The organism is Bradyrhizobium sp. USDA 4461, from assembly GCF_054055655.1.
The window spans coordinates 4,461,998-4,481,351 of sequence record NZ_JBSRXM010000001.1; the positions used below are offsets into that span (position 1 = coordinate 4,461,998).

The window sequence follows — 19,354 nt, forward strand, 5'->3', positions numbered from 1 at the left end:
GCCCTACCATGAGTGTGCGCGACAGCGATCTACGTATTCGGCCTGGGCGCATCCGCAGTACCCGCGCGCCGAAGTCCAAGAGCTTCATCAATCAGGTGCTGCGGGCGGCGAAGAAAGCAGGACACCCCTCAGGTCAGACACTGGCGGGCGGGCGTTCCGCGGCCTATGGGCGCTCGACTTTTGGCCGCGGGCGGCTCGCCTTTAGTTGCGCCAGATTGTTCAGCCCGACGCGGCGCGTTGTGGTGAAGGCGCGCGTGGTTCGTCATAAGGGGCGAGCGTTCCGTTCAGCGCCACTGACCGCCCACCTCTCATATCTGAAGCGCGACGGCGTGACCCGGAGTGGTGAGCGGGCCGAGATGTTCGATGCCGGCAGCGACCGCGCCGATAGCGCGGCTTTCGCAGAACGGTGCAATGACGACCGGCATCATTTCAGGTTCATCGTCTCGCCAGAGGATGCCGGTGACATGACCGACCTGAAGGCCTTTGTCCGCGATCTCGCGCATCAGATGGAGACCGATCTCGGCACACGGCTCGACTGGGTGGCTGTCGATCATTGGAATACCGACAACCCCCACGTCCACCTTCTCGTTCGGGGCGTAGATGAGGAAGGGGCGGATCTCGTGATTTCCCGCGACTACATCAGCCAGGGCCTGCGCTCACGCGCCGAGGAACTGGCCGCCATCGAATTGGGTCCAAAGCCGGAGCACGAGATCCGCAATTCACTGGAGAGAGAAGTCACGGCGGAACGATGGACGCGGCTCGATCGGGAGATCCGGCTGGCGGCCGATGAGACCAGCTCTATCGATCTTCGCCCGGAGAACCCCGGCCAGTCCGATCCCGAGATTCGGCGCCTGATGATCGGTCGTCTTCAGCACCTGGAGAAGATGGGCCTTGCCGCATCGGCCGCGCCGGGGGAATGGATGGTCGGGCTCGAGGCTGAGCGGAGCTTGCGCGAGCTTGGCATGCGCGGCGACATCATCAAGACCATGCATCGCGCCTTCACCGAACGTGGGGAAGCGCGCGGTGTTGCCGACTTCGTGATCGAAGGCCGAGAGCCGACGTCCCAGATCATCGGGCGACTGGTCGACCGCGGGTTGCATGACGAACTGACTGGCGAGGCCTACGCTCTGATCGACGGAACGGACGGGCGCGCCCATCACGTGCGCTTCCGAGGGCTGGAGGCTTTGGACCAGGCGCCAAGGGCTGGCGGCATCGTCGAAGTCCGACGCCTCGGTCAAGCCGGCGATCCGCGGCCGACCATGGTGCTCGCAGCCCGTTCCGATTTCGATCTTGCCGAGCAGGTCACTGCAAGAGGGGCCACCTGGCTCGACCACCGGCTGGTCGAACGCGACCCCATGCCACTCGCCACGGGCGGCTTCGGCCGCGAGACCCGCGAAGCCATGGAAGCCCGTACCGAGCATCTGATCCAGGAGGGGCTGGCGCGGCGGCAGGGCCAACGCATCATCCTGCAGCGCGACCTCCTGAACACGTTGCGCCGGCGCGAACTGGACGAGGTGGCCGCTAGAATCTCGGCCGACAACGGCCTGCCTCGCGTGAATGCCGCTTCCGGGGAGCATGTGGTGGGCACCTATCGCCAGCGCCTGACGCTCACTTCGGGACGCTTCGCCATGATCGATAATGGGCTCGGTTTCCAGCTCGTGCCTTGGTCGCGCGAACTCGAAAGGAAACTCGGCCAACACGTCACCGGAGTCATGAAGGACGGCGGTGGCATCGAATGGGGCTTCGGTCGGAAGCGCGACCTCGGCCTTTAGCAATCTCTCCAAGTTGCAGAAGGGCGTTCGGGATGTCCGGAACTAAAATCCTCTGGGGACAGGTGATCGTCGTCGGCCTGATCGTCCTGCTGGCCATCTGGGGAGCAACCGAGTGGACGGCCTGGCGGCTCGCCTGGCAACCGGAGCTTGGGCGGCCCTGGTTCGAGCTGTTGGGCTTCCGGATCTATTTCCCGCCAATCTTCTTCTGGTGGTGGTTCGTCTTTGATGCCTATGCCCCGCAGGTCTTTGTCGAGGGGGCGTTCATTGCGGCGTCAGGGACCTTCGTTTCGATCGCGGCGGCGATCGGCATGTCGGTGTGGCGCGCGCGTGAAGCCAAGAATGTCGCGACCTACGGTTCGGCGCGCTGGGCTGGTGTGGAAGAAGTCCGAGCAGCGGGACTTCTCGGCCCGGATGGTGTGGTGCTGGGCAAGCTCGACCGCGACTATCTCCGCCATGACGGACCGGAGCACGTATTGTGTTTTGCACCTACCCGATCCGGCAAGGGTGTCGGTCTTGTAGTCCCATCCCTGCTGGCTTGGCCCGGCTCGGCCATCGTTCACGACATCAAGGGGGAGAACTGGCAGCTGACCGCCGGCTTCCGCTCGCGGCATGGACGCGTCCTCTTGTTCGACCCGACCAACCCAAAATCCTCAGCCTACAATCCGCTCCTCGAAGTCCGGCGTGGGGAATGGGAGGTTCGTGACGTCCAGAACGTGGCCGACGTCCTGGTTGACCCCGAAGGCTCGCTCGACAAGCGGAACCATTGGGAGAAGACCAGTCATTCCCTCCTCGTCGGCGCCATCCTCCATGTCCTCTATGCCGAGGCAGACAAGACCTTGGCGGGCGTGGCCGGCTTCCTGTCCGATCCGAAGCGGCCGATCGAGGCGACGCTGAAGGCGATGATGACCACACCGCACCTCGGCGAGCACGGAGCCCATCCCGTGGTCGCCTCGACGGCGCGCGAACTTCTCAACAAGTCCGAGAATGAACGTTCAGGCGTCCTGTCCACCGCAATGTCGTTCCTTGGGCTGTACCGTGATCCCGTCGTGGCTCAGGTGACCTGCCGCTGCGACTGGCGGATCGCCGATCTGATCGCAGATAGCCGCCCTGCGACGCTTTACCTCGTGGTGCCGCCCTCCGATATCTCGCGCACTAAGCCGTTGATCCGCCTGGTGCTGAACCCGATTGGCCGTCGTCTGACCGAGGATCTGCGTGCCCGCGACCGGCGGCATCGAGTTTTGATGATGCTCGACGAGTTCCCGGCTCTTGGGCGGCTTGATTTCTTCGAGTCCGCACTCGCCTTCATGGCGGGGTACGGCATCAAGAGCTTCTTGATCGCGCAGTCGCTCAATCAGATCGAGAAGGCCTACGGGCCAAACAATGCCATCCTCGACAACTGCCACGTCCGGGTCAGCTTCGCGACGAACGACGAGCGGACCGCCAAGCGGCTGTCGGACGCCTTGGGAACGGCGACCGAGATGCGGGCGATGAAGAACTACGCCGGGCATAGGTTGAACCCCTGGCTGGGTCACCTGATGGTCTCGCGGCAGGAGACGGCGAGGCCGCTTTTGACTCCTGGCGAGGTCATGCAGCTTCCGCCTATGGACGAGATCGTCATGGTGGCGGGTACGCCGCCGATCCGGGTGAAGAAAGTTCGCTACTATGAGGATCGGCGGTTCACCGAGCGGGTTCTGCCGCCGCCCGATCCAGCGAGCGCCGGCCGTTCCTCGCGAACGGACGGATGGTCGGCGCTCGGACCTCTGAAGCCGACGGCACGCCCAACTGACAAAACTGCGGATGCCGAGGAAGACACGGCGAACAGTGGGCTCCGTCGTGAGCCTGAACTTCCGGATCACGTCGCGATCGCCAAGGAGACGACAGCACCGACGCCGGCAGAGGAGTTCGCCATCGTCCTTGACGATGACGAGGATGCGGTCCGTCAGTCCCGGCTCATACGCCAACAGACGCGAGGTGTCGCCCGTCAGGCCGCTATGGACCCGAATGACGGTATGGAGCTCTGAGGCAACATGCGCGACCGGATGAACGTCTACTTCCCGCCAGAGCTGCTGAAACAGATCTCGGAACTTGCCGATCGCAAGAAGCTTTCCCGGTCTGCGATCGTGGAAGCGGCCGTCGCTTCGTTTCTGTCACCGGATGGAGCGGACAGGCGGGAGGCGGCGTTCGCCCGGCGCCTCGATCGGCTGTCGCGTCAGATGCAGAGGCTGGAGCGCGACGTCGGTCTGACGGCTGAGAGCTTGGCGCTTTTCATTCGCTTCTGGTTAACGATCACGCCGCCGCTACCCAACGACGCGCAGGCGGCCGCGCAGGCAAAGGGTCGCGAGCGTTTTGAAGGATTTGTCGAAGCGCTCGGGCGCCGTTTGCAAAAAGGGCAAAGCTTTCTGCGCGAGATTCCAGAAGATATTCGCCGTCAGGAACCGGCCGAAGAAACCTGATTGCCATTTCGCCGATCCTTCTTTTCACTACGCCTGCCTGCGACTGCAGCGATTTAGCCGACCCGACGAAAAGCTGGTCGCGCTATCGGCTCGTACGAGCTGACAGCAAGAGGGGCCAGCATGCAATTCTCACCAGCATGGCAAATCGCGCGCGTTTTTCTCCCTTTTGCAGCTGGGTACTACCTCTCGTATCTGTTTCGAACCATCAACGCTCTGATCGCAAGCCATCTCAACTCGGACACCGGGCTTGGAACTGCCGACATCGGGTTACTTACGTCAGTCTATTTCCTGGTATTCGCGGCCGCTCAGATCCCCATCGGTATATTGTTGGATCGCTTTGGTCCGCGTCGCGTCCAGAGTATTCTGCTCTTGCTTGCCGCAGCGGGCGCCGGACTCTTCGCTATATCGACTGGCTTCCTGTCGCTTTTGATCGCGCGCGCAATGATCGGCCTTGGCGCGGCGGCGGCGCTGACCGCAGGATTGAAGTCGATCGTCCTTTGGTTCCCCAGGGAGCGTGTCGCCTTGCTGAACGGCTACATGGTCATGCTGGGATCGCTAGGAGCAGTGACGGCTACGGTCCCCGTCGAACACCTGCTCGCCTGGATGGGCTGGCGGCAACTCTTTAAGGTCCTAGCGGCCGCTACCGGTGCGACGGCCATCCTCATCTATGCCGTCGTGCCTGAGCGAGGCATTGTCCCATCAGCAAAGCACGCCACTCTTAGCTCCGTTTTCGGCGATCGGCGCTTTTGGCGAATGGCCCCATTGTCGGCGACTTGCATTGGATCGGCCTGGTCCCTGCAGGGATTGTGGGCATCTCCATGGCTGACCGACGTGGAGGGGCTTGATCGCGCAAGTCTCGTCAGACAGCTTTTCATGATGTCAATCGTACTTAGCGGTGGTGCCTGGTTGTTCGGAATGACGGTTCATTGCATCAAACGAAGGGGAATCGGGGCGGAGACAATATTGGCGATCGTTGCAGTACTATTTATCGCAGCCGAGTTTGCTTTGATCCTGAGAGCGCCGGTGCCATCCATCTTTCCCTGGTCTGTTGTCGCAATTGTCGGAACGGCAACCGTGGTCAGCTTCGCGGTGATAGCGGATTACTTTCCGCCGGAGCTTGCCGGTCGTGCCAACGCCGCCTTGAACGTTTTGCACTTTGGTTGGGCTTTTCTGGCACAATACGCGACAGGTCTTATCTTGGAGCAATGGTCTGCGAATGATGGCCATAGACCCGTCCAAGCCTATCAAGTCGCGTTCGGTCTCAACGTAGCAATGCAGATCGCGACGTTGGTCTGGTTCGCGATGCCCTGGCGCCGATCCATCGCTTCGTGGATCAGTTCAATCCTCTTCTTCAAGCCGGCTGATGTTTCCTATGCTCTCGAGTCAGTTGGATTGTATGAGGATTCGGTCATTCTGGTGCCCGCAGACGACGCGGAGTGGTGAGCAATAACTCATCGCGAACCGGTACGATTGAGTAGCCGTCCAATATCAGCCGTCAGTCTTCCTTTTTCTACGCCAGTCTACGATTACCGAAAGCGCTTGTTGCGCCAAGTCCATCAGTGCCTTTTCTAATCATCCCCATATGAGGACGCTCGTTGGATGTCCTCATTCGGTGGGGCGAACGGTGGTAATCCATTCCATTCAATCGGAAGCGAGCTCGCGCGGCGCGCGAATGCTGCGTAGCGCGCTTGGCTCAGCGATTGCCGGCTACCTCGAAGACGAATCGATCATCGAGGTGATGCTCAATCCGGATGGGCGGTTGTGGATCGACCGGTTGTTGAATGGCCTGATCGACACGGGCGAAACTCTGTCCGCAGCGGATGGCGAGCGCATTGTTCGCCTGGTAGCGCATCACGTCGGTGCCGAGGTGCATGCCGGCTCGCCACGGGTCTCGGCCGAATTGCCTGGGACCGGCGAGCGCTTCGAAGGTCTCTTGCCTCCGGTCGTTGCAGCACCGACCTTTGCGATCCGCAAGCCCGCAGTGGCCGTGTTTACGCTCGACGACTACGTCGCCAGGGGGACCATGACCTCGGAGCAGGCCAAGGTCCTGAGGGGCGCGGTCGCCGCACGGAAGAACATCCTCGTCGCCGGCGGGACATCGACCGGCAAGACGACGCTGACGAATGCCCTCCTGGCCGAGGTGGCAAAGAGCTCCGATCGGGTCGTTCTGATCGAAGACACGCGCGAACTGCAATGCAATGCGCCCAATCTCGTGGCGCTGCGGACCAAAGATGGCGTGGCCACGCTATCGGATCTCGTTCGGTCCTCGCTGCGACTGCGTCCCGATCGTATTCCGGTTGGCGAGGTCCGCGGTGCGGAAGCACTCGATCTGCTCAAGGCCTGGGGCACCGGTCACCCCGGTGGCATCGGCACTATTCATGCGGGCACCGCGCTCGGTGCGCTGCGGCGGCTCGAGCAGCTTATCCAGGAAGCCGTGATCACGGTTCCGCGGGCCCTGATCGCTGAGACAATCAACCTCGTCGCCGTCCTTACGGGCCGCGGCGCTGACCGTCGCCTCGCTGAGCTCGCCTTCGTTTCGAGCCTTGGCGCCGCCGGCGACTACAACCTTTCATCAGCAGGAGACTGACATGCGTCAGCAATTTCGCTTTCTTCGCGGTGCATCGTTGGCCGCCTTCGTCGCGGTACTTTTGACGTCAGCGCCGGCATGGGCGGCTGGCTCGAACATGCCGTGGGAGCAGCCACTCAATCAGATCTTGCAGTCGGTTGAAGGTCCGGTCGCCAAGATCATCGCTGTCATCATCATCGTGGTGACCGGTCTCACGCTCGCATTCGGCGACTCGTCAGGTGGTTTTCGCAGGCTGATCCAGATCGTGTTCGGTCTGTCGATCGCGTTTGCTGCCTCGAGCTTCTTCCTGTCGTTCTTCTCTTTCGGCGGCGGCGTGGTGATCTGATGGATGATCATGTGGCAGGCTTTGTCGTGCCCGTTCACCGCGCCCTGACTGAACCAATCCTGATGGGCGGTGCGCCGCGGTCGGTCGCGATTGTCAACGGCACGCTTGCGGCAGCCCTGGGGCTGGGACTTCGGCTCTGGATCGCGGGCCTCGTCCTCTGGTTCATCGGCCACATGGCCGCCGTCTGGGCCGCCAAGCGCGATCCTGCCTTCGTCGATGTGGTGCGCCGACATCTGCGCATTCCCGGTCACCTCAACACCTGAGCCTCGGTCATGATGAATCTTGCCGAATATCGTCATTCCAACGCGCGTCTCGCCGACTTCCTGCCCTGGGCGGCCCTCGTCGACGAGGGAATCATCCTGAACAAGGACGGCTCGTTCCAACGGACGGCGAAGTTCCGGGGGCCTGACCTCGACAGCGCGGTGCCGGCCGAACTTGTCGGCGTCGCCGGTCGTCTGAATAACGCCTTGCGTCGCCTGGGATCAGGCTGGGCCGTATTCGTTGAGGCGCAGCGTCATTTTGCGGGGACCTATCCTCCGAGCACCTTTCCGGATGTCGCGTCTGCGCTGGTTGACGCGGAACGCAGGGCTCAATTCGAGGAGGCGGGCGCGCACTATGAGTCCAGCTACTTCCTGACCTTCCTCTATCTGCCTCCAGAGGAAGGGGCCGCCAGGGCAGAGCAACTGCTTTACGAGGGTCGCGACCGCACCGTCGGAGCCGACGCGCGCGAGGTCCTTCGTGGGTTTATTGACCAGACAAGCCGTGTGCTTCAACTCGTCGAAGGGTTCATGCCCGAATGTGCCTGGCTCGATGATCAGGACACGCTGACCTACCTGCACTCGACGATCTCGACCAAGCGTCACCGCGTTCGGGTGCCCGAAATTCCGATGTACATCGATGCGCTGTTGGCCGACCAAGCGCTGACCGGCGGATTAGAACCGATGTTGGGCTCAGCCAATCTTCGGGTTCTGACGATCGTGGGCTTTCCGGGGGCGACGACCCCGGGAATTCTGGATGACCTGAATCGGCTGGCGTTTTCATATCGGTGGTCGACCCGCGCGATCATGCTCGACAAGACCGATGCCACGAAGCTGCTGACCAAGATCCGCCGCCAGTGGTTCGCCAAGCGAAAGTCCATCGGCGCCATCCTCAAGGAGGTCATGACCAACGAGGCGTCGACGCTGCTCGATACCGACGCCCACAACAAGGCGCTTGATGCCGACGCGGCGTTGCAGGAATTGGGGTCCGATCAGATCGGACAGACCTTTGTCACGGCTACCATCACTGTCTGGGACAGAGATCCCGGTGCCGCCGATGAAAAGCTGCGGCTGGTCGAGAAGGTCATTCAGGGCCGCGATTTCACCTGCATGATCGAGACGGTCAACGCCGTTGAAGCCTGGCTCGGGCAGCCTGCCCGGGCATGTCTATGCGAATGTGCGGCAGCCGCCGGTGTCGACCCTCAACCTCGCCCATATGATTCCGATGTCGGCCGTGTGGGCGGGCGAGGCGAGGGATGCGCACTTCAAGGGGGCGCCGCTTCTGTTCGGCAAGACCGAGGGATCGACGCCGTTCCGATTCTCTCTCCACGTCGGTGACGTCGGCCATACGCTAGTAGTGGGGCCGACCGGTGCCGGCAAGTCAGTCCTCCTTGCGCTGATGGCGCTACAGTTCAGGCGTTACCCGAATTCTCAGGTCTTTGCGTTCGATTTTGGCGGTTCAATTCGTGCGGCCGCCCTCGCCATGGGTGGCGACTGGCATGATCTCGGCGGTGCATCGTCTGACGGGGACGAAAATCCCGTCGCCCTGCAGCCGCTGGCGTGGATTGATGATCCTTCCGAACGCGGATGGGCGACGGAATGGATCGGCGCGATCCTGGCACGGGAAAAGATTGAGATCACCCCGGAGGTCAAGGATCACCTGTGGTCGGCGCTGACGTCTCTCGCTTCGGCGCCGCGGGAGGAGCGGACGCTGACGGGCCTGTCAGTCCTTCTTCAATTACACTCCCTGAAGCGCGCCCTGCAACCATATTGCCTGGGCGGACCTTCCGGGCGCTTGCTTGATGCTGAGTTCGAGCGCCTTGGCGAGGCTTCGGTCCAGGCGTTTGAGACCGAAGGCTTGATCGGAACGAGCGCTGCCCCGGCTGTGCTGGCGTACCTCTTCCATCGTATCGGGGACCGTCTCGACGGCCGGCCGACACTCCTGATTGTCGATGAAGGTTGGCTTGCCCTCGATGACGAGCATTTTGCGGGGCAACTCCGTGAATGGCTGAAGACGCTTCGGAAGAAGAACGCGTCCGTCATCTTCGCCACCCAGTCGCTTTCGGACATTGATGGCTCCGCGATCGCGCCGGCGATCATCGAAAGCTGCCCAACGCGCTTGTTGCTGCCGAACGAACGGGCGATCGAATCGCAGATCACTGCCATCTACCGCCGCTTCGGCCTCAATGACCGTCAGATCGAGCTTTTGAGCCGGGCAACGCCAAAGCGCGACTACTATTGCCAGTCGCGTCGGGGCAACCGGATGTTCGAACTTGGTCTTGGTGAGATTGCGCTCGCTTTCACCGCAGCCTCTTCCAAGACAGACCAGGCCGCCATCTCGCTACTCATCGCCGAACATGGACCCGACGGTTTCGTGCCTGCCTGGCTCCAGCACTGTGGCGTCGCCTGGGCGACAGATCTGATCCCCAATCTCGTCAATCTGGAGAAATCGCTATGAGACCTCTTGGCCTATTGGCGACCACGGCCGCCTTCGCGCTGTTGCTTGGCGTCACGGTGCCCGCACGGGCGCTGATCGTCTTCGATCCCACCAACTACGTCCAGAATATCCTGACGGCCGCGCGGGAGCTCCAGCAGATTAATAATCAGATCACCTCGTTGCAGAACGAGGCACAGATGCTGATCAATCAGGCAAGGAATCTGGCAAGCCTGCCGTATTCGTCGCTGCAGCAACTGCAATCATCGATCCAGCGCACCCAGCAATTGCTGGCCCAGGCCCAGCGCATTGCGTACGACGTGCAGCAGATCGATCATGCCTTCTCGACAAGCTATGCGCCAGCGACCAGCAGCCAGTCGAGCCAGTTGCTGATCTCCAACGCTCAATCGCGATGGCAGAATTCCTATGGAGCGACGCAAGACGCGCTTCGTGTCCAGGCCGGCATCGTTGGCAACCTCGACAACAATCGCATGCAGACGTCTGCCCTCGTAACGTCGAGCCAGAGTGCCAGTGGCGCCTTGCAGGCGACTCAGGCCGGCAACCAGATCCTCGCGCTTCAAGCGCAACAACTTGCCGATCTCACAGCGGCCGCGGCGGCGCAGGGCAGGGCGCAGAGCCTCGAAGCGGCTCAGCGCGCTTCGGCTCAGGATCAGGGGCGAGAGCAGCTCAGGCGTTTCCTGACGCCAGGACAGGGCTATCAATCCTCCAATGTGCAGATGTTCCACTGATGAACGATGTAAAAGTATTCAAGGCGCTGTCGCTGCTTACGACAATCGGCCTGGCGGCCGTCGCTGCCTGCACGATTCAGCTGCGTGGCGGAGACGATTCTCCGCCGGCACCGAAGGCGGAGCAGACAACAGATGCAATCAGCTTTGACCTCGCACGCTGCCACGGCGTCACTCCGGAGGAGATGGCAGGCTATCGCCATTGCCAGCAGATTTGGGCCGAAAACCGGCGTCGGTTCCTTGGCAAGAAAGACGGCGTTGTAGTTCCCGGCCTCGATGACTCGGCCAGCACGACGCCTGCCCCAAAGGATCAAAGCCGAATTCCGCAGGGATATCCGAACCTGGCGACACCTGAGGCGAGCAGGCAATGACTGGTACGGGGATCATCGACCAGTTCCTGGAAACGTTCACGCGTTATATCGACAACGGTTTTGGGCTGCTCAGCGGCGATGTCGGATATCTCGCAATAACCCTTGCTGCGATCGACATCACGCTTGCTGCGTTGTTCTGGAGTTGGGGGCCAGACGAAGACATCATCGCGCGCCTCGTCAAGAAGACGCTCTTCGTGGGGATCTTCGCCTACCTTATCGGCAACTGGAACAGCCTCGCGCGCATCGTCTTCGAGAGCTTTGCCGGTCTTGGACTGAAAGCATCGGGTGCAAGCCTGTCCGCATCAGATTTCCTGAGACCTGGAAAAATCGCTCAAGTCGGACTCGATGCTGGTCGACCGTTGCTCGATTCGATCTCGAACCTGATGGGCTACATCAGCTTCTTCGAGAATTTCGTCCAGATCGTCGTTCTCCTGTTCGCCTGGGTCGTGGTGCTGCTCGCCTTTTTTATTCTGGCGATCCAGCTCTTTGTCACCCTGATCGAGTTCAAGCTCACGACGTTGGCCGGCTTCGTGCTCATTCCCTTCGGACTGTTTGGCAAGACTGCCTTCGCGGCAGAGCGGGTGTTGGGTAACGTCATCTCTTCAGGGATCAAGGTCCTGGTCCTGGCCGTCATCGTCGGCATTGGCTCGACCCTGTTCTCGCAGTTCACCACTGGCTTCGGCGGCGCTCAGCCAACGATCGAAGACGCGATGACCCTGGTCCTTGCAGCGCTCTCCTTGCTTGGCCTCGGTATCTTCGGTCCAGGTATCGCGAACGGTCTGGTGTCGGGTGGACCTCAGCTCGGTGCCGGTGCCGCGGTTGGAACAGGCCTTGCTGCCGGTGGCATTGTTGCGGCAGGCGCAGGTGTTGCCGCTGGCGGTGCTGGTCTCGCTGGCGGCGCGATTGCGGGCGCCGCGCGTAGTGGCGGCGCTGCCATGAGCGGAGCATCCGCCGCCTACCGCAGCGGCCTTGTCGGCGTCGCGGAGGCAGGCGCTTCCGCTGCGATTAGCCCGTTGCGTCGTGCAGCGGCTGCGCTCGGTAGAGGTGGGCAAACCAGCGAGCAGGCCGCCAGCAGTTCGGCCGGCGCGCAGCCCGATTGGGCGCGGCGCATGAAGCGTGCCGAGACTATTCGGCACGGGGCATCGGCAGTCAGCCACGCGGTTCGCTCAGGTGATCACGGTGGCGGCGGCTCATCCGTCGAGTTGTCTGAAGGAGAGCGCTGACACTTAGCCACTGCGCCGTCGCCAGCCGCTGCGCGGCCGACTGAAACGCGGACACCGAACAACTCGAAAACGATTACTTGATCTCAGGGGCAACTATCGATGTTCAAACGACCTTCCGTACACTACGGGCGCATGCCCGAGCCGATCACGCCTTACCAAAAGGCGGCGCAGGTTTGGGACGAACGCATTGGATCTGCCCGCGTGCAGGCCAAGAATTGGCGCTTGATGGCGTTCGGTTGCCTCATGCTATCAGCCGGTCTCGCTGGTAGTCTTGTCTGGCAATCGAGCCAAGGCTCGATCACACCCTGGGTGGTCGAAGTCGATCATCTCGGCCAAGCCCAAAGGGTTGCGCCGGCTAATATCGACTATCAACCCACTGATGCGCAGATTGCCTACCATCTGGCGCGGTTTATCGAGGACGTCAGAGGCCTACCGGCCGACGGCATCGTTCTGCGCCAAAACTGGCTCCGGGCCTATGATTTTACGACCGATCGTGGCGCCGCCGCGTTGAACGACTATGCGCGCAGCAATGACCCCTTTGCCAAGTTGGGTAAGGCCCAAATCTCCGTGGACGTCTCGAGCGTCATTCGCGCTTCGTCGGAGAGCTTTCGGGTCGCGTGGTCCGAGCGCACCTATGACAACGGCTCCTTGAGCTCGACCGAGCGCTGGACTGCCATTCTCACCATCGTGATCGAAACGCCGCGAGATGCCGAACGCCTGCGCAAGAATCCTCTTGGCGTCTACGTCCGCGCCATCAACTGGTCAAAGGAGTTGAGTCAGTGACTAAGACGCCGTCTGAGGTTTATTCGAAGCGTCCCGTCCCGCACAGTGGGGACGGTCCGACTTGGCCCGAATTCTTGACCGCGAAGCGACCAGTGTTGTTTGCTCTGCTGCTTGGTTCCTCGGCGCTTGGTGGGTGCGCGACCTACATTCCCCCGGAGATCAGCTATGACGCTGAAGTTCCTTCGGTGCCCGCGCCGCCTGTGCCTCTCGACGACAGGCCGCGACCACTTCACGTTCCACCCCTCTGGAAGCCGGCTCTCGGCGGCAAGTCGGGAGGGAGGGAAGACGTTGAACCCGTGAGCCGGGTTGAGACCGCAAACAGCGCAGCCCGGGTCGAACCGCGCAAGCGGGGGTATTTCAACGCGGCGCAGATCTACGCCTACAGTCCCGGAGCGCTCTATCAGATTTACGCCGCACCGGGGCAGATCACGGATATCGCGCTCGAGGAGGGAGAACAGTTGACGGGATCAGGGCCGATCGCGGCCGGAGATACCGTACGCTGGGTCGTGGGCGATACCGAGAGCGGGAGCGGCGACACTCGACGCGTCCATGTCCTGGTCAAACCCACCCGAGCTTCGATCGAGACCAACCTGGTGGTCAATACCGACCGGCGCACCTACCTGCTCGAGCTCCGCTCCCGCGAGCGGCCATACATGCCGTCGGTTGCCTGGTACTATCCAGAAACTTCACGGGACCGATCCCGTTCAGTCCCTCTGAGACCAGTTCTTCCGGACCCGGCGCAGCGCATCTCCCGCTATGCCATCGAAGGGGACAGTCCTCCCTGGCGGCCGGTCGCCGCATATGACGATGGCCGCAAGGTCTACGTCGAATTCCCGCGAGGCATCGTGCAGGGCGAGATGCCTCCGCTCTTCGTCATCGGTCCAGACGGCAAGACCGAACTCGTCAACTATCGCGCGTACGGCAACGTATTGATCGTCGATCGGCTGTTTGCTGCTGCCGAACTGCGGCTTGGCGGCGAGCATCAGCAGAAGGTCAGGATTGTGAGGACCGACGGGAGGCCCTCGTCATGAACACTCGGAATGCTAACGATCAGGAGCAAGCAGTTCCGGCGGAGACACAAGGGGAGCAGTCCGAAAGCTTCCGCTTGAGAGCTGAGCACCCGCGTGTGACGCGGTTGTCGCGGAAGGTCTTGGCCGGAGGGAGCGCAGTTGCCCTGCTTGTCATCGGCGGAGCGGTGCTGTGGTCGCTACAGAGCAATCGATCCCGCAATCAAGCGGCCGATGAGCTTTACAGTACCGACCACCACAATGTTGCCGACGGCATTACGACGCTGCCGAAGGACTATACTGGTGTTCCGCGCCAGCCAATCCCGCAGCTTGGTCCGCCACTCCCCGGGGACCTCGGTCGACCGATCCTTGCCGCCCAAGGCCAGATCGGCGCTGATCCGGACCAGCAGCGCCGAGATCAAGAGTCCGAGGCAGCCCGCATCAGTCATCTATTCGCTTCGACCAATGGAGGAGGAGTGCGTCCGTCCGCCGATGCGGCTGTTGGAGGCGAGCGCGTCGTGCCACCGAGCGCAACTAGCACTGGCGACGATGGATATGCGCAGAACGGCCAGGACCGCAAGCTTGCCTTCGTGAACGCCCCTGCGGACCGTCGTACGGTCAGCCCTGACCGCATCACTAGGCCAGCTTCACCGTATATCGTGCAGGCTGGGACGGTCATTCCGGGAGCCCTTATCACCGGGATTCGATCAGACCTTCCAGGCCAAGTAACGGCGCAGGTCACCGAAAACTTATACGACACGCCCACCGGTCGGTTCTTGTTAGTGCCTCAAGGTGCGCGTCTGATCGGAATCTACGACAGCCAGGTCACTTTCGGCCAGTCACGTGTCCTGCTCGTCTGGACCCGACTGATCATGCCAAATGGACGTTCTATCGTTCTCGAGCGGCAGCCTAGCGCTGACACAGCTGGATATGCGGGCCTTGAAGACCAGGTAGACAATCACTGGGGTGAGCTCTTCAAGGCTGCGGCGCTGTCGACGTTTCTAGCAGTCGGGACCGAGCTAGGTGCCGGCTCGGACACCAACAGCAACGACAGCGCGATCATCCAGGCATTGCGGCACGGCGCCTCGGACTCACTGAACCAGACTGGACAGCAGGTAGTTCGGCGCAGTCTCAATATCCAGCCGACGCTGACCGTGCGACCTGGTTTCCCGATTCGCGTCGTCGTCAATCGCGACCTCATACTTGCACCGTACGGAGGATAGGGGATGCCCAAGCTTAGAATCGGAGCACTTCCAGACGACAAGCCGGTCAAGGTCACCACTGAATTGCCAGCCTTAGTGCATAGGGATCTCGTCGCCTATGCAGAGGCCCTGGCACGCGAAAATGGGCAGCGTATCGATCCGGCGAAGCTGATCGCGCCCATGCTGGCTCGCTTTATGGCCACGGATCGGGGGTTTTCTAAACTGAAGCGTGAGGTCCACGTACCAGCCGCTGGCGAAGGCAAGTGATGCTCAAAGTTTCTCGAAGCTTTCGCTGGACGCTAAATAGCAGCGACGTCAACTTAGGGGTGCTATTTTGTCCCTAACAGTCGAGATATCGTTTAGCGTTCGCACGTCCGTCCCAAACAACTCCGCTAGCCAGGCTTTGTCCAATTTCAGATGCGAGGGCGCTGATCGTTGATCACTTCCTGCGCGTTACGCTTCTCCGGCCATCCACGCTGACGGGCACGTCACCATCGATCGTGGCCCGACGTACGACGCGATGCTGGTCCCCGTAATCGTTGACCGCGTAATGCTGTGTTGCGCGGTTATCCCATATCGCGATATCGCCCTCAGACCAGTTCCACCGCACTGTGTTTTCGGGCGCGGTGATATGAGACTGGAACAGCTCGAACAGCTTTTGTCCGTCGTATTTTGGTACCCCAATAAAGTGCTTCACCAAGACGCCGAGCACTAGCGTCCGCTCGCCTGTTTCGGGATGGACACGCACCACGGGATGCTCAGTCTCAAAGGTCCTGCTGGTGAACACATCGTCAAAGTGTTTCTTGTCGACGTCACGGACGCGCGCGATCCCAGCGTAATCGAAAACGTTGCTGTGAACAGCCCATAGCTCATCGGCAAGCCGTTGTAGCGGCGGCGGCAGGTCAAGGTATGCGGCAGCTGTGTTCGACCACACGGTATCACCTCCGAACGTCGGCATTACCACGGCTCGCAAGACTAAAATCTTGGGATAGGCTTCGGCAAAAGTCCCATCGGCATGCCAAACATCGGCACGACCGCCGCCGCGAGTAGAGTCTAGTTCGAGAAGCGCCGTCGTTCCCTTGGTGGAACCGAGCATCGGATGCGGCACTAGCTTTCCGAGACGAGTGGCAAAGCGCTCCTGCTCGGTGTCGTCGAGATGTCCTTGATTGCGAAAGAAAATTACCTTGTGCTCGAGCAACAAGCTGTTAATCGCGGCGATCGTGTGGTCCGGTAGATCGCCCGACAGCTTGATATTTTTGACTTCGGCACCGATGCGCGCTGCACGTTTCACAACATCGCTGCCAGGAATGACGTTACTCATCAAAGCGGCTGTGCTCATGCCGTTTTTCCAAGGCCTTTCAGTTTCCTGCCCCTTGTTAACGAATGATCTGCAGCAAGCATCATGCCAGGCGAAAGACCGAACATATGGCGCAAGATGGCACTGAGCGGATCGCGATATTTAACACGAGCTATCGGACTTGATCCGCGGCTTGACCAAGTAAAAGAACTCGGTTTTCGATCTCCTCTTCTCGAATATCATCGGATCGTGAAGACGAAGCGGATAGCAGCGCCGAACGGCGAATTTTCAGTTATGTTCTTATGGTCACTTAACTGACCTGAATAAAACAATGCTTTTGCAAAACCGGCAATAACTCATGATGGTCTTGAATCATATAGTCGGGCTCTGCGGCGCACAGGCGCGCTTCGGAAACAAATCCCCCCGTGATTGATACGTTAATGAGACCCAGATTGCGGGCAATCTCAGTCTCAATTGGCATGTCACCTACGATCACGGTTCTTTCTGGCGATAGATCATTGGCCTGCATATACAAACGCAGCCGTTCTTGCTTGCTCATGCTCCTAAACTGGGTAGCGCGGCTCTCAAATGCCAAGATATCGCTAATTTGAGTCTTGATTCCGAGTCTTCGCACTTGTGTGCGGATCGGTTCAACAATGTGATTGCTAACGATCACGGTTTGAACTGATCTCTGATCAAGAGCGAGCAAAACGTTTCGTGCGCCTTTACGTAAGGCAGCGTTGCGCGCCAAAAATTCGTAGGCATCGTGGAAAATGGCGCTGTCGTTACTATTCACGACTCCGATTTCATCTTCCGACATGTCTAGGTTGCGGAAAAGAACCGAAAGAGGGAGTTCGAACTCCTCTCGAAGCCTGTGCATATCGACGGTTGCGCGACCGAAGCGGCTCAAAATCGCATTAACGGTTTGCAGCACGGCATTGGCATCATCGAGCAGCGTGCCATTCCAGTCGAATACAACGGCGGATTTCATGCGGAAAACCTAGATAACTAATCGTGCGATATTCTCGAGTTCGAGACTGGCTGTTGGTCCGGCGCGGTCCTGGGTTAAGGCCTATACAGAGTTGTCGGGGGAGCAACGCGCGCCAGTGCGCTCGACGGGCGCTCCGTGATTCTGAGGCGAGTTGGAGGCGGAGAGCGTGAGCATTGCTGCTTTGATGGCTCTATTTCTGGATCGATTTGCTTGAAGCAATGGTCATGCCAGCCGGCCATCAAGGCCGAATGGGCTTTCGACAGTCTAAACGCGTGGTGGGCGCGCTGTACTGGACCTTACACGAGATTGTGCCTCTGTCAGAATACCGACAAGAGTCCAAAAGGTGCGGTAAGTGCGAGCCCACTGACTCGTTCGTGAAATTCGGGCGCGATTGATACTGGGGTAGTCCCCCTCCGTGATCTGTCCGGCCAGTGAGGCGAATGGGCTTCGAACGTCGGGGGGCAACGACTTTCCATTGAGAGGACTGGAGCCAATGCTCAATTTTCGCCCATCCATTCTGGCGCCAGCAACCCCTAATGCGACGAGGAAAAAATGTCTTGAGCGGCGCAACGGCTAGACTGATGCCGCTGTTCCCGAGAGAACTGCACATGTAAGATCGCCATGTGTCGACCGCCGCTGTTGGTAACGTCCATGCTTATTATCGTCTCAGGCCTGAACTAGGATAAGAGGTGCAACTTCCTGGTCTCGCGCCAGTTTGCTAGCCGCTAGGCCGGTGGCGACACCAATGCGGTCAGGCATCGGGCGATTTTGGCTCATCTTGCGCATGCTTTCGACCCTGGTGATCGGGATGCGCACGCCGACGATTTCACGCAACTGGGCGGCAATAAAATCCACGGGAGCATCGCTGACGGCCCAAGGCGTCGCACGTGACGTTTCATGGATATTCGTCAGGCGCGTCACGATCTCAAGCAGGCGATCAGGATCCTCGACGAACTCAATCGGCCCATGGGCATGGACCGCGATGTAATTCCATGTCGGCACCACATGCTCAGCTTGTCGTTTACTGGGATACCAGGATGGCGTCACGTAAGCGTCCGGGCCAGTAAATATCGCCATCGCATCTCCGATCGTGGCGGTGCGCCATTGCGGATTGCGCTTCGCAAGGTGCCCGTACAGCGTGCCGTGCTCGCCTTCGCTCTCATCGAGGAAGAGCGGAAGTGGCGTCGCAAGGGGCCCATCCGACGCGGCCGTGATCAGGTTGGCCAATCGGGCGCAGCGGATTGTCGCTCGAATGTTCTCAAGGTCGTCATCTCGAAAGGGGCATGGTATGTACATGGAAGGCTCTCGGTTAGACGTCGTCGAGATAAACACAGGCCAATATGCGAGAAAACTGCCAGTTTCAGTCGCCCCCCTTGGAAGTTCGCCGTTGGATCCGCCCGCCTTGCTCGTTGCTTGGCCGCCTCATGATCGCCTGCTGACGTAACCGAGCAAGTCAAAATTATGACGCGTCAGTCCAGCTCCATGGGCCGCTCTCTTTCATTCGCCGCTCTGAACGACTGAGCTTCCTCGGTAGCGAGCCGGACGGCTGCTTACCGATTGGTGCGTTCCACGTTCAACTCGAAACCTACCAACAGCCAGCTTACCGAGAGCAGAGCGGACAGGGGTGCTGATAACTTTCCATTTGGCTCAGCCAACGACTCCCTCAACGCCAACTCGATATCTCTGGTGGCACTGTCGAACTTTATGAATGTCGGAGGTTCTGATCAGCTTGATCTAATCGAGCTGAAGCGCGGGGGGGACAACCCGTTATGGACGGTGGCAAGTACTCTATTATAAAAAAGATGACCGTGAAAAAGTGCCTACCACGGGATACTTGGATCCGTGGAGATGTTAGAGGACAAGGCATCGCCAAGATCATCGGCGGAATAGCGCGCGGCATGTCATT

The 19,354-nt window shown here is 60.3% G+C and carries 17 protein-coding genes and 1 pseudogene; 15 read left to right on the forward strand and 3 right to left on the reverse strand.

The window, feature by feature from the left end; translation table 11 throughout:
* Positions 1 to 8 precede the first annotated feature (8 nt).
* The 15 genes and pseudogenes from ACVINW_RS20565 (at position 9) to ACVINW_RS20635 (ending at position 15,427) form a co-directional block, all read left to right on the forward strand.
* On the forward strand, positions 9 to 1,772 hold the full coding sequence (locus ACVINW_RS20565) for a relaxase/mobilization nuclease domain-containing protein (RefSeq protein ID WP_456752964.1): 1,764 nt from the start codon (positions 9 to 11) through the stop codon (positions 1,770 to 1,772).
* A gap of 32 nt (positions 1,773 to 1,804) precedes the next feature.
* Positions 1,805 to 3,793: a conjugal transfer protein TraG gene (locus tag ACVINW_RS20570; RefSeq protein ID WP_456752965.1), complete on the forward strand. Its 1,989-nt coding sequence runs from the start codon at positions 1,805 to 1,807 to the stop codon at positions 3,791 to 3,793.
* Between the two features lie 6 nt (positions 3,794 to 3,799).
* Positions 3,800 to 4,225, forward strand: a complete 426-nt coding sequence (locus tag ACVINW_RS20575; RefSeq protein ID WP_456752966.1) for a ribbon-helix-helix domain-containing protein — start codon at positions 3,800 to 3,802, stop codon at positions 4,223 to 4,225.
* Between the two features lie 120 nt (positions 4,226 to 4,345).
* Positions 4,346 to 5,668 carry an MFS transporter gene (locus ACVINW_RS20580; protein WP_456752967.1) on the forward strand — a complete coding sequence of 441 codons (1,323 nt, stop codon included), beginning with the start codon at positions 4,346 to 4,348 and terminating at the stop codon, positions 5,666 to 5,668.
* 229 nt (positions 5,669 to 5,897) lie between these two features.
* Positions 5,898 to 6,812 carry a P-type conjugative transfer ATPase TrbB gene (gene trbB, locus ACVINW_RS20585; RefSeq protein WP_456756458.1) on the forward strand — a complete coding sequence of 305 codons (915 nt, stop codon included), beginning with the start codon at positions 5,898 to 5,900 and terminating at the stop codon, positions 6,810 to 6,812.
* A gap of 1 nt (position 6,813) precedes the next feature.
* Entirely contained in the window at positions 6,814 to 7,137 is a 324-nt protein-coding gene (locus ACVINW_RS20590) for a TrbC/VirB2 family protein (RefSeq protein WP_456752968.1), read from the forward strand.
* Entirely contained in the window at positions 7,137 to 7,400 is a 264-nt protein-coding gene (locus ACVINW_RS20595; RefSeq protein WP_456752969.1) for a VirB3 family type IV secretion system protein, read from the forward strand. The genes ACVINW_RS20590 and ACVINW_RS20595 overlap by 1 nt, the downstream gene beginning before the upstream one ends.
* A gap of 9 nt (positions 7,401 to 7,409) precedes the next feature.
* Positions 7,410 to 9,852: pseudogene (gene trbE, locus ACVINW_RS20600) on the forward strand (conjugal transfer protein TrbE).
* Positions 9,849 to 10,577, forward strand: a complete 729-nt coding sequence (trbJ, locus tag ACVINW_RS20605; protein ID WP_456752970.1) for a P-type conjugative transfer protein TrbJ — start codon at positions 9,849 to 9,851, stop codon at positions 10,575 to 10,577. The pseudogene trbE and the gene trbJ overlap by 4 nt, the downstream one beginning before the upstream one ends.
* Entirely contained in the window at positions 10,577 to 10,945 is a 369-nt protein-coding gene (trbK-alt, locus tag ACVINW_RS20610; protein ID WP_456752971.1) for a putative entry exclusion protein TrbK-alt, read from the forward strand. The genes trbJ and trbK-alt overlap by 1 nt, the downstream gene beginning before the upstream one ends.
* Positions 10,942 to 12,168: a P-type conjugative transfer protein TrbL gene (gene trbL / locus ACVINW_RS20615; RefSeq protein WP_456752972.1), complete on the forward strand. Its 1,227-nt coding sequence runs from the start codon at positions 10,942 to 10,944 to the stop codon at positions 12,166 to 12,168. The genes trbK-alt and trbL overlap by 4 nt, the downstream gene beginning before the upstream one ends.
* Positions 12,169 to 12,267: 99 nt before the next feature.
* The gene (gene trbF, locus ACVINW_RS20620) at positions 12,268 to 12,951 is read left to right on the forward strand and encodes a conjugal transfer protein TrbF (RefSeq protein WP_456752973.1); all 684 of its coding nucleotides are present in this window, start codon (positions 12,268 to 12,270) and stop codon (positions 12,949 to 12,951) included.
* Positions 12,948 to 13,982 (forward strand): P-type conjugative transfer protein TrbG, encoded by a 1,035-nt coding sequence (gene trbG / locus ACVINW_RS20625; RefSeq protein WP_456752974.1) that lies wholly within the window; start codon positions 12,948 to 12,950, stop codon positions 13,980 to 13,982. Before trbF ends, trbG begins: the two co-directional genes overlap by 4 nt.
* The gene (locus ACVINW_RS20630; RefSeq protein ID WP_456752975.1) at positions 13,979 to 15,181 is read left to right on the forward strand and encodes a TrbI/VirB10 family protein; all 1,203 of its coding nucleotides are present in this window, start codon (positions 13,979 to 13,981) and stop codon (positions 15,179 to 15,181) included. Before trbG ends, ACVINW_RS20630 begins: the two co-directional genes overlap by 4 nt.
* A gap of 3 nt (positions 15,182 to 15,184) precedes the next feature.
* Positions 15,185 to 15,427: a DUF2274 domain-containing protein gene (locus ACVINW_RS20635; RefSeq protein WP_456752976.1), complete on the forward strand. Its 243-nt coding sequence runs from the start codon at positions 15,185 to 15,187 to the stop codon at positions 15,425 to 15,427.
* Positions 15,428 to 15,599: 172 nt separating this feature from the next.
* On the opposite strand, the gene ACVINW_RS20640 is transcribed toward ACVINW_RS20635, so the two are convergent.
* The 3 genes from ACVINW_RS20640 to ACVINW_RS20650 form a co-directional block, all read right to left on the reverse strand.
* Complete coding sequence (locus ACVINW_RS20640) at positions 15,600 to 16,499, reverse strand: TauD/TfdA dioxygenase family protein (protein WP_456752977.1); 900 nt, start codon at positions 16,497 to 16,499, stop codon at positions 15,600 to 15,602.
* Positions 16,500 to 16,767: 268 nt separating this feature from the next.
* Positions 16,768 to 17,448 carry an HAD family hydrolase gene (locus ACVINW_RS20645; RefSeq protein ID WP_456752978.1) on the reverse strand — a complete coding sequence of 227 codons (681 nt, stop codon included), beginning with the start codon at positions 17,446 to 17,448 and terminating at the stop codon, positions 16,768 to 16,770.
* A 666-nt stretch (positions 17,449 to 18,114) separates the two neighbouring features.
* A complete protein-coding gene (locus tag ACVINW_RS20650; protein ID WP_456752979.1) occupies positions 18,115 to 18,744 on the reverse strand; it encodes an FMN-binding negative transcriptional regulator in 630 nt (209 codons plus the stop codon).
* Positions 18,745 to 19,354: the final 610 nt, after the last annotated feature.

Bases quoted from the DNA above. Each gene is read 5' to 3' on its own strand.
- ACVINW_RS20565 (WP_456752964.1), top strand. From the start codon at position 9: ATGAGTGTGCGCGACAGCGATCTACGTATTCGGCCTGGGCGCATCCGC.
- trbL (WP_456752972.1), top strand. From the start codon at position 10,942: ATGACTGGTACGGGGATCATCGACCAGTTCCTGGAAACGTTCACGCGT.
- ACVINW_RS20640 (WP_456752977.1), bottom strand. From the start codon at position 16,499: ATGAGCACAGCCGCTTTGATGAGTAACGTCATTCCTGGCAGCGATGTT.
- ACVINW_RS20580 (WP_456752967.1), top strand. From the start codon at position 4,346: ATGCAATTCTCACCAGCATGGCAAATCGCGCGCGTTTTTCTCCCTTTT.
- ACVINW_RS20575 (WP_456752966.1), top strand. From the start codon at position 3,800: ATGCGCGACCGGATGAACGTCTACTTCCCGCCAGAGCTGCTGAAACAG.
- ACVINW_RS20570 (WP_456752965.1), top strand. From the start codon at position 1,805: ATGTCCGGAACTAAAATCCTCTGGGGACAGGTGATCGTCGTCGGCCTG.
- trbB (WP_456756458.1), top strand. From the start codon at position 5,898: ATGCTGCGTAGCGCGCTTGGCTCAGCGATTGCCGGCTACCTCGAAGAC.
- trbK-alt (WP_456752971.1), top strand. From the start codon at position 10,577: ATGAACGATGTAAAAGTATTCAAGGCGCTGTCGCTGCTTACGACAATC.
- ACVINW_RS20650 (WP_456752979.1), bottom strand. From the start codon at position 18,744: ATGTACATACCATGCCCCTTTCGAGATGACGACCTTGAGAACATTCGA.
- ACVINW_RS20635 (WP_456752976.1), top strand. From the start codon at position 15,185: ATGCCCAAGCTTAGAATCGGAGCACTTCCAGACGACAAGCCGGTCAAG.
- ACVINW_RS20590 (WP_456752968.1), top strand. From the start codon at position 6,814: ATGCGTCAGCAATTTCGCTTTCTTCGCGGTGCATCGTTGGCCGCCTTC.
- ACVINW_RS20645 (WP_456752978.1), bottom strand. From the start codon at position 17,448: ATGAAATCCGCCGTTGTATTCGACTGGAATGGCACGCTGCTCGATGAT.
- trbJ (WP_456752970.1), top strand. From the start codon at position 9,849: ATGAGACCTCTTGGCCTATTGGCGACCACGGCCGCCTTCGCGCTGTTG.
- trbF (WP_456752973.1), top strand. From the start codon at position 12,268: ATGTTCAAACGACCTTCCGTACACTACGGGCGCATGCCCGAGCCGATC.
- ACVINW_RS20595 (WP_456752969.1), top strand. From the start codon at position 7,137: ATGGATGATCATGTGGCAGGCTTTGTCGTGCCCGTTCACCGCGCCCTG.
- ACVINW_RS20630 (WP_456752975.1), top strand. From the start codon at position 13,979: ATGAACACTCGGAATGCTAACGATCAGGAGCAAGCAGTTCCGGCGGAG.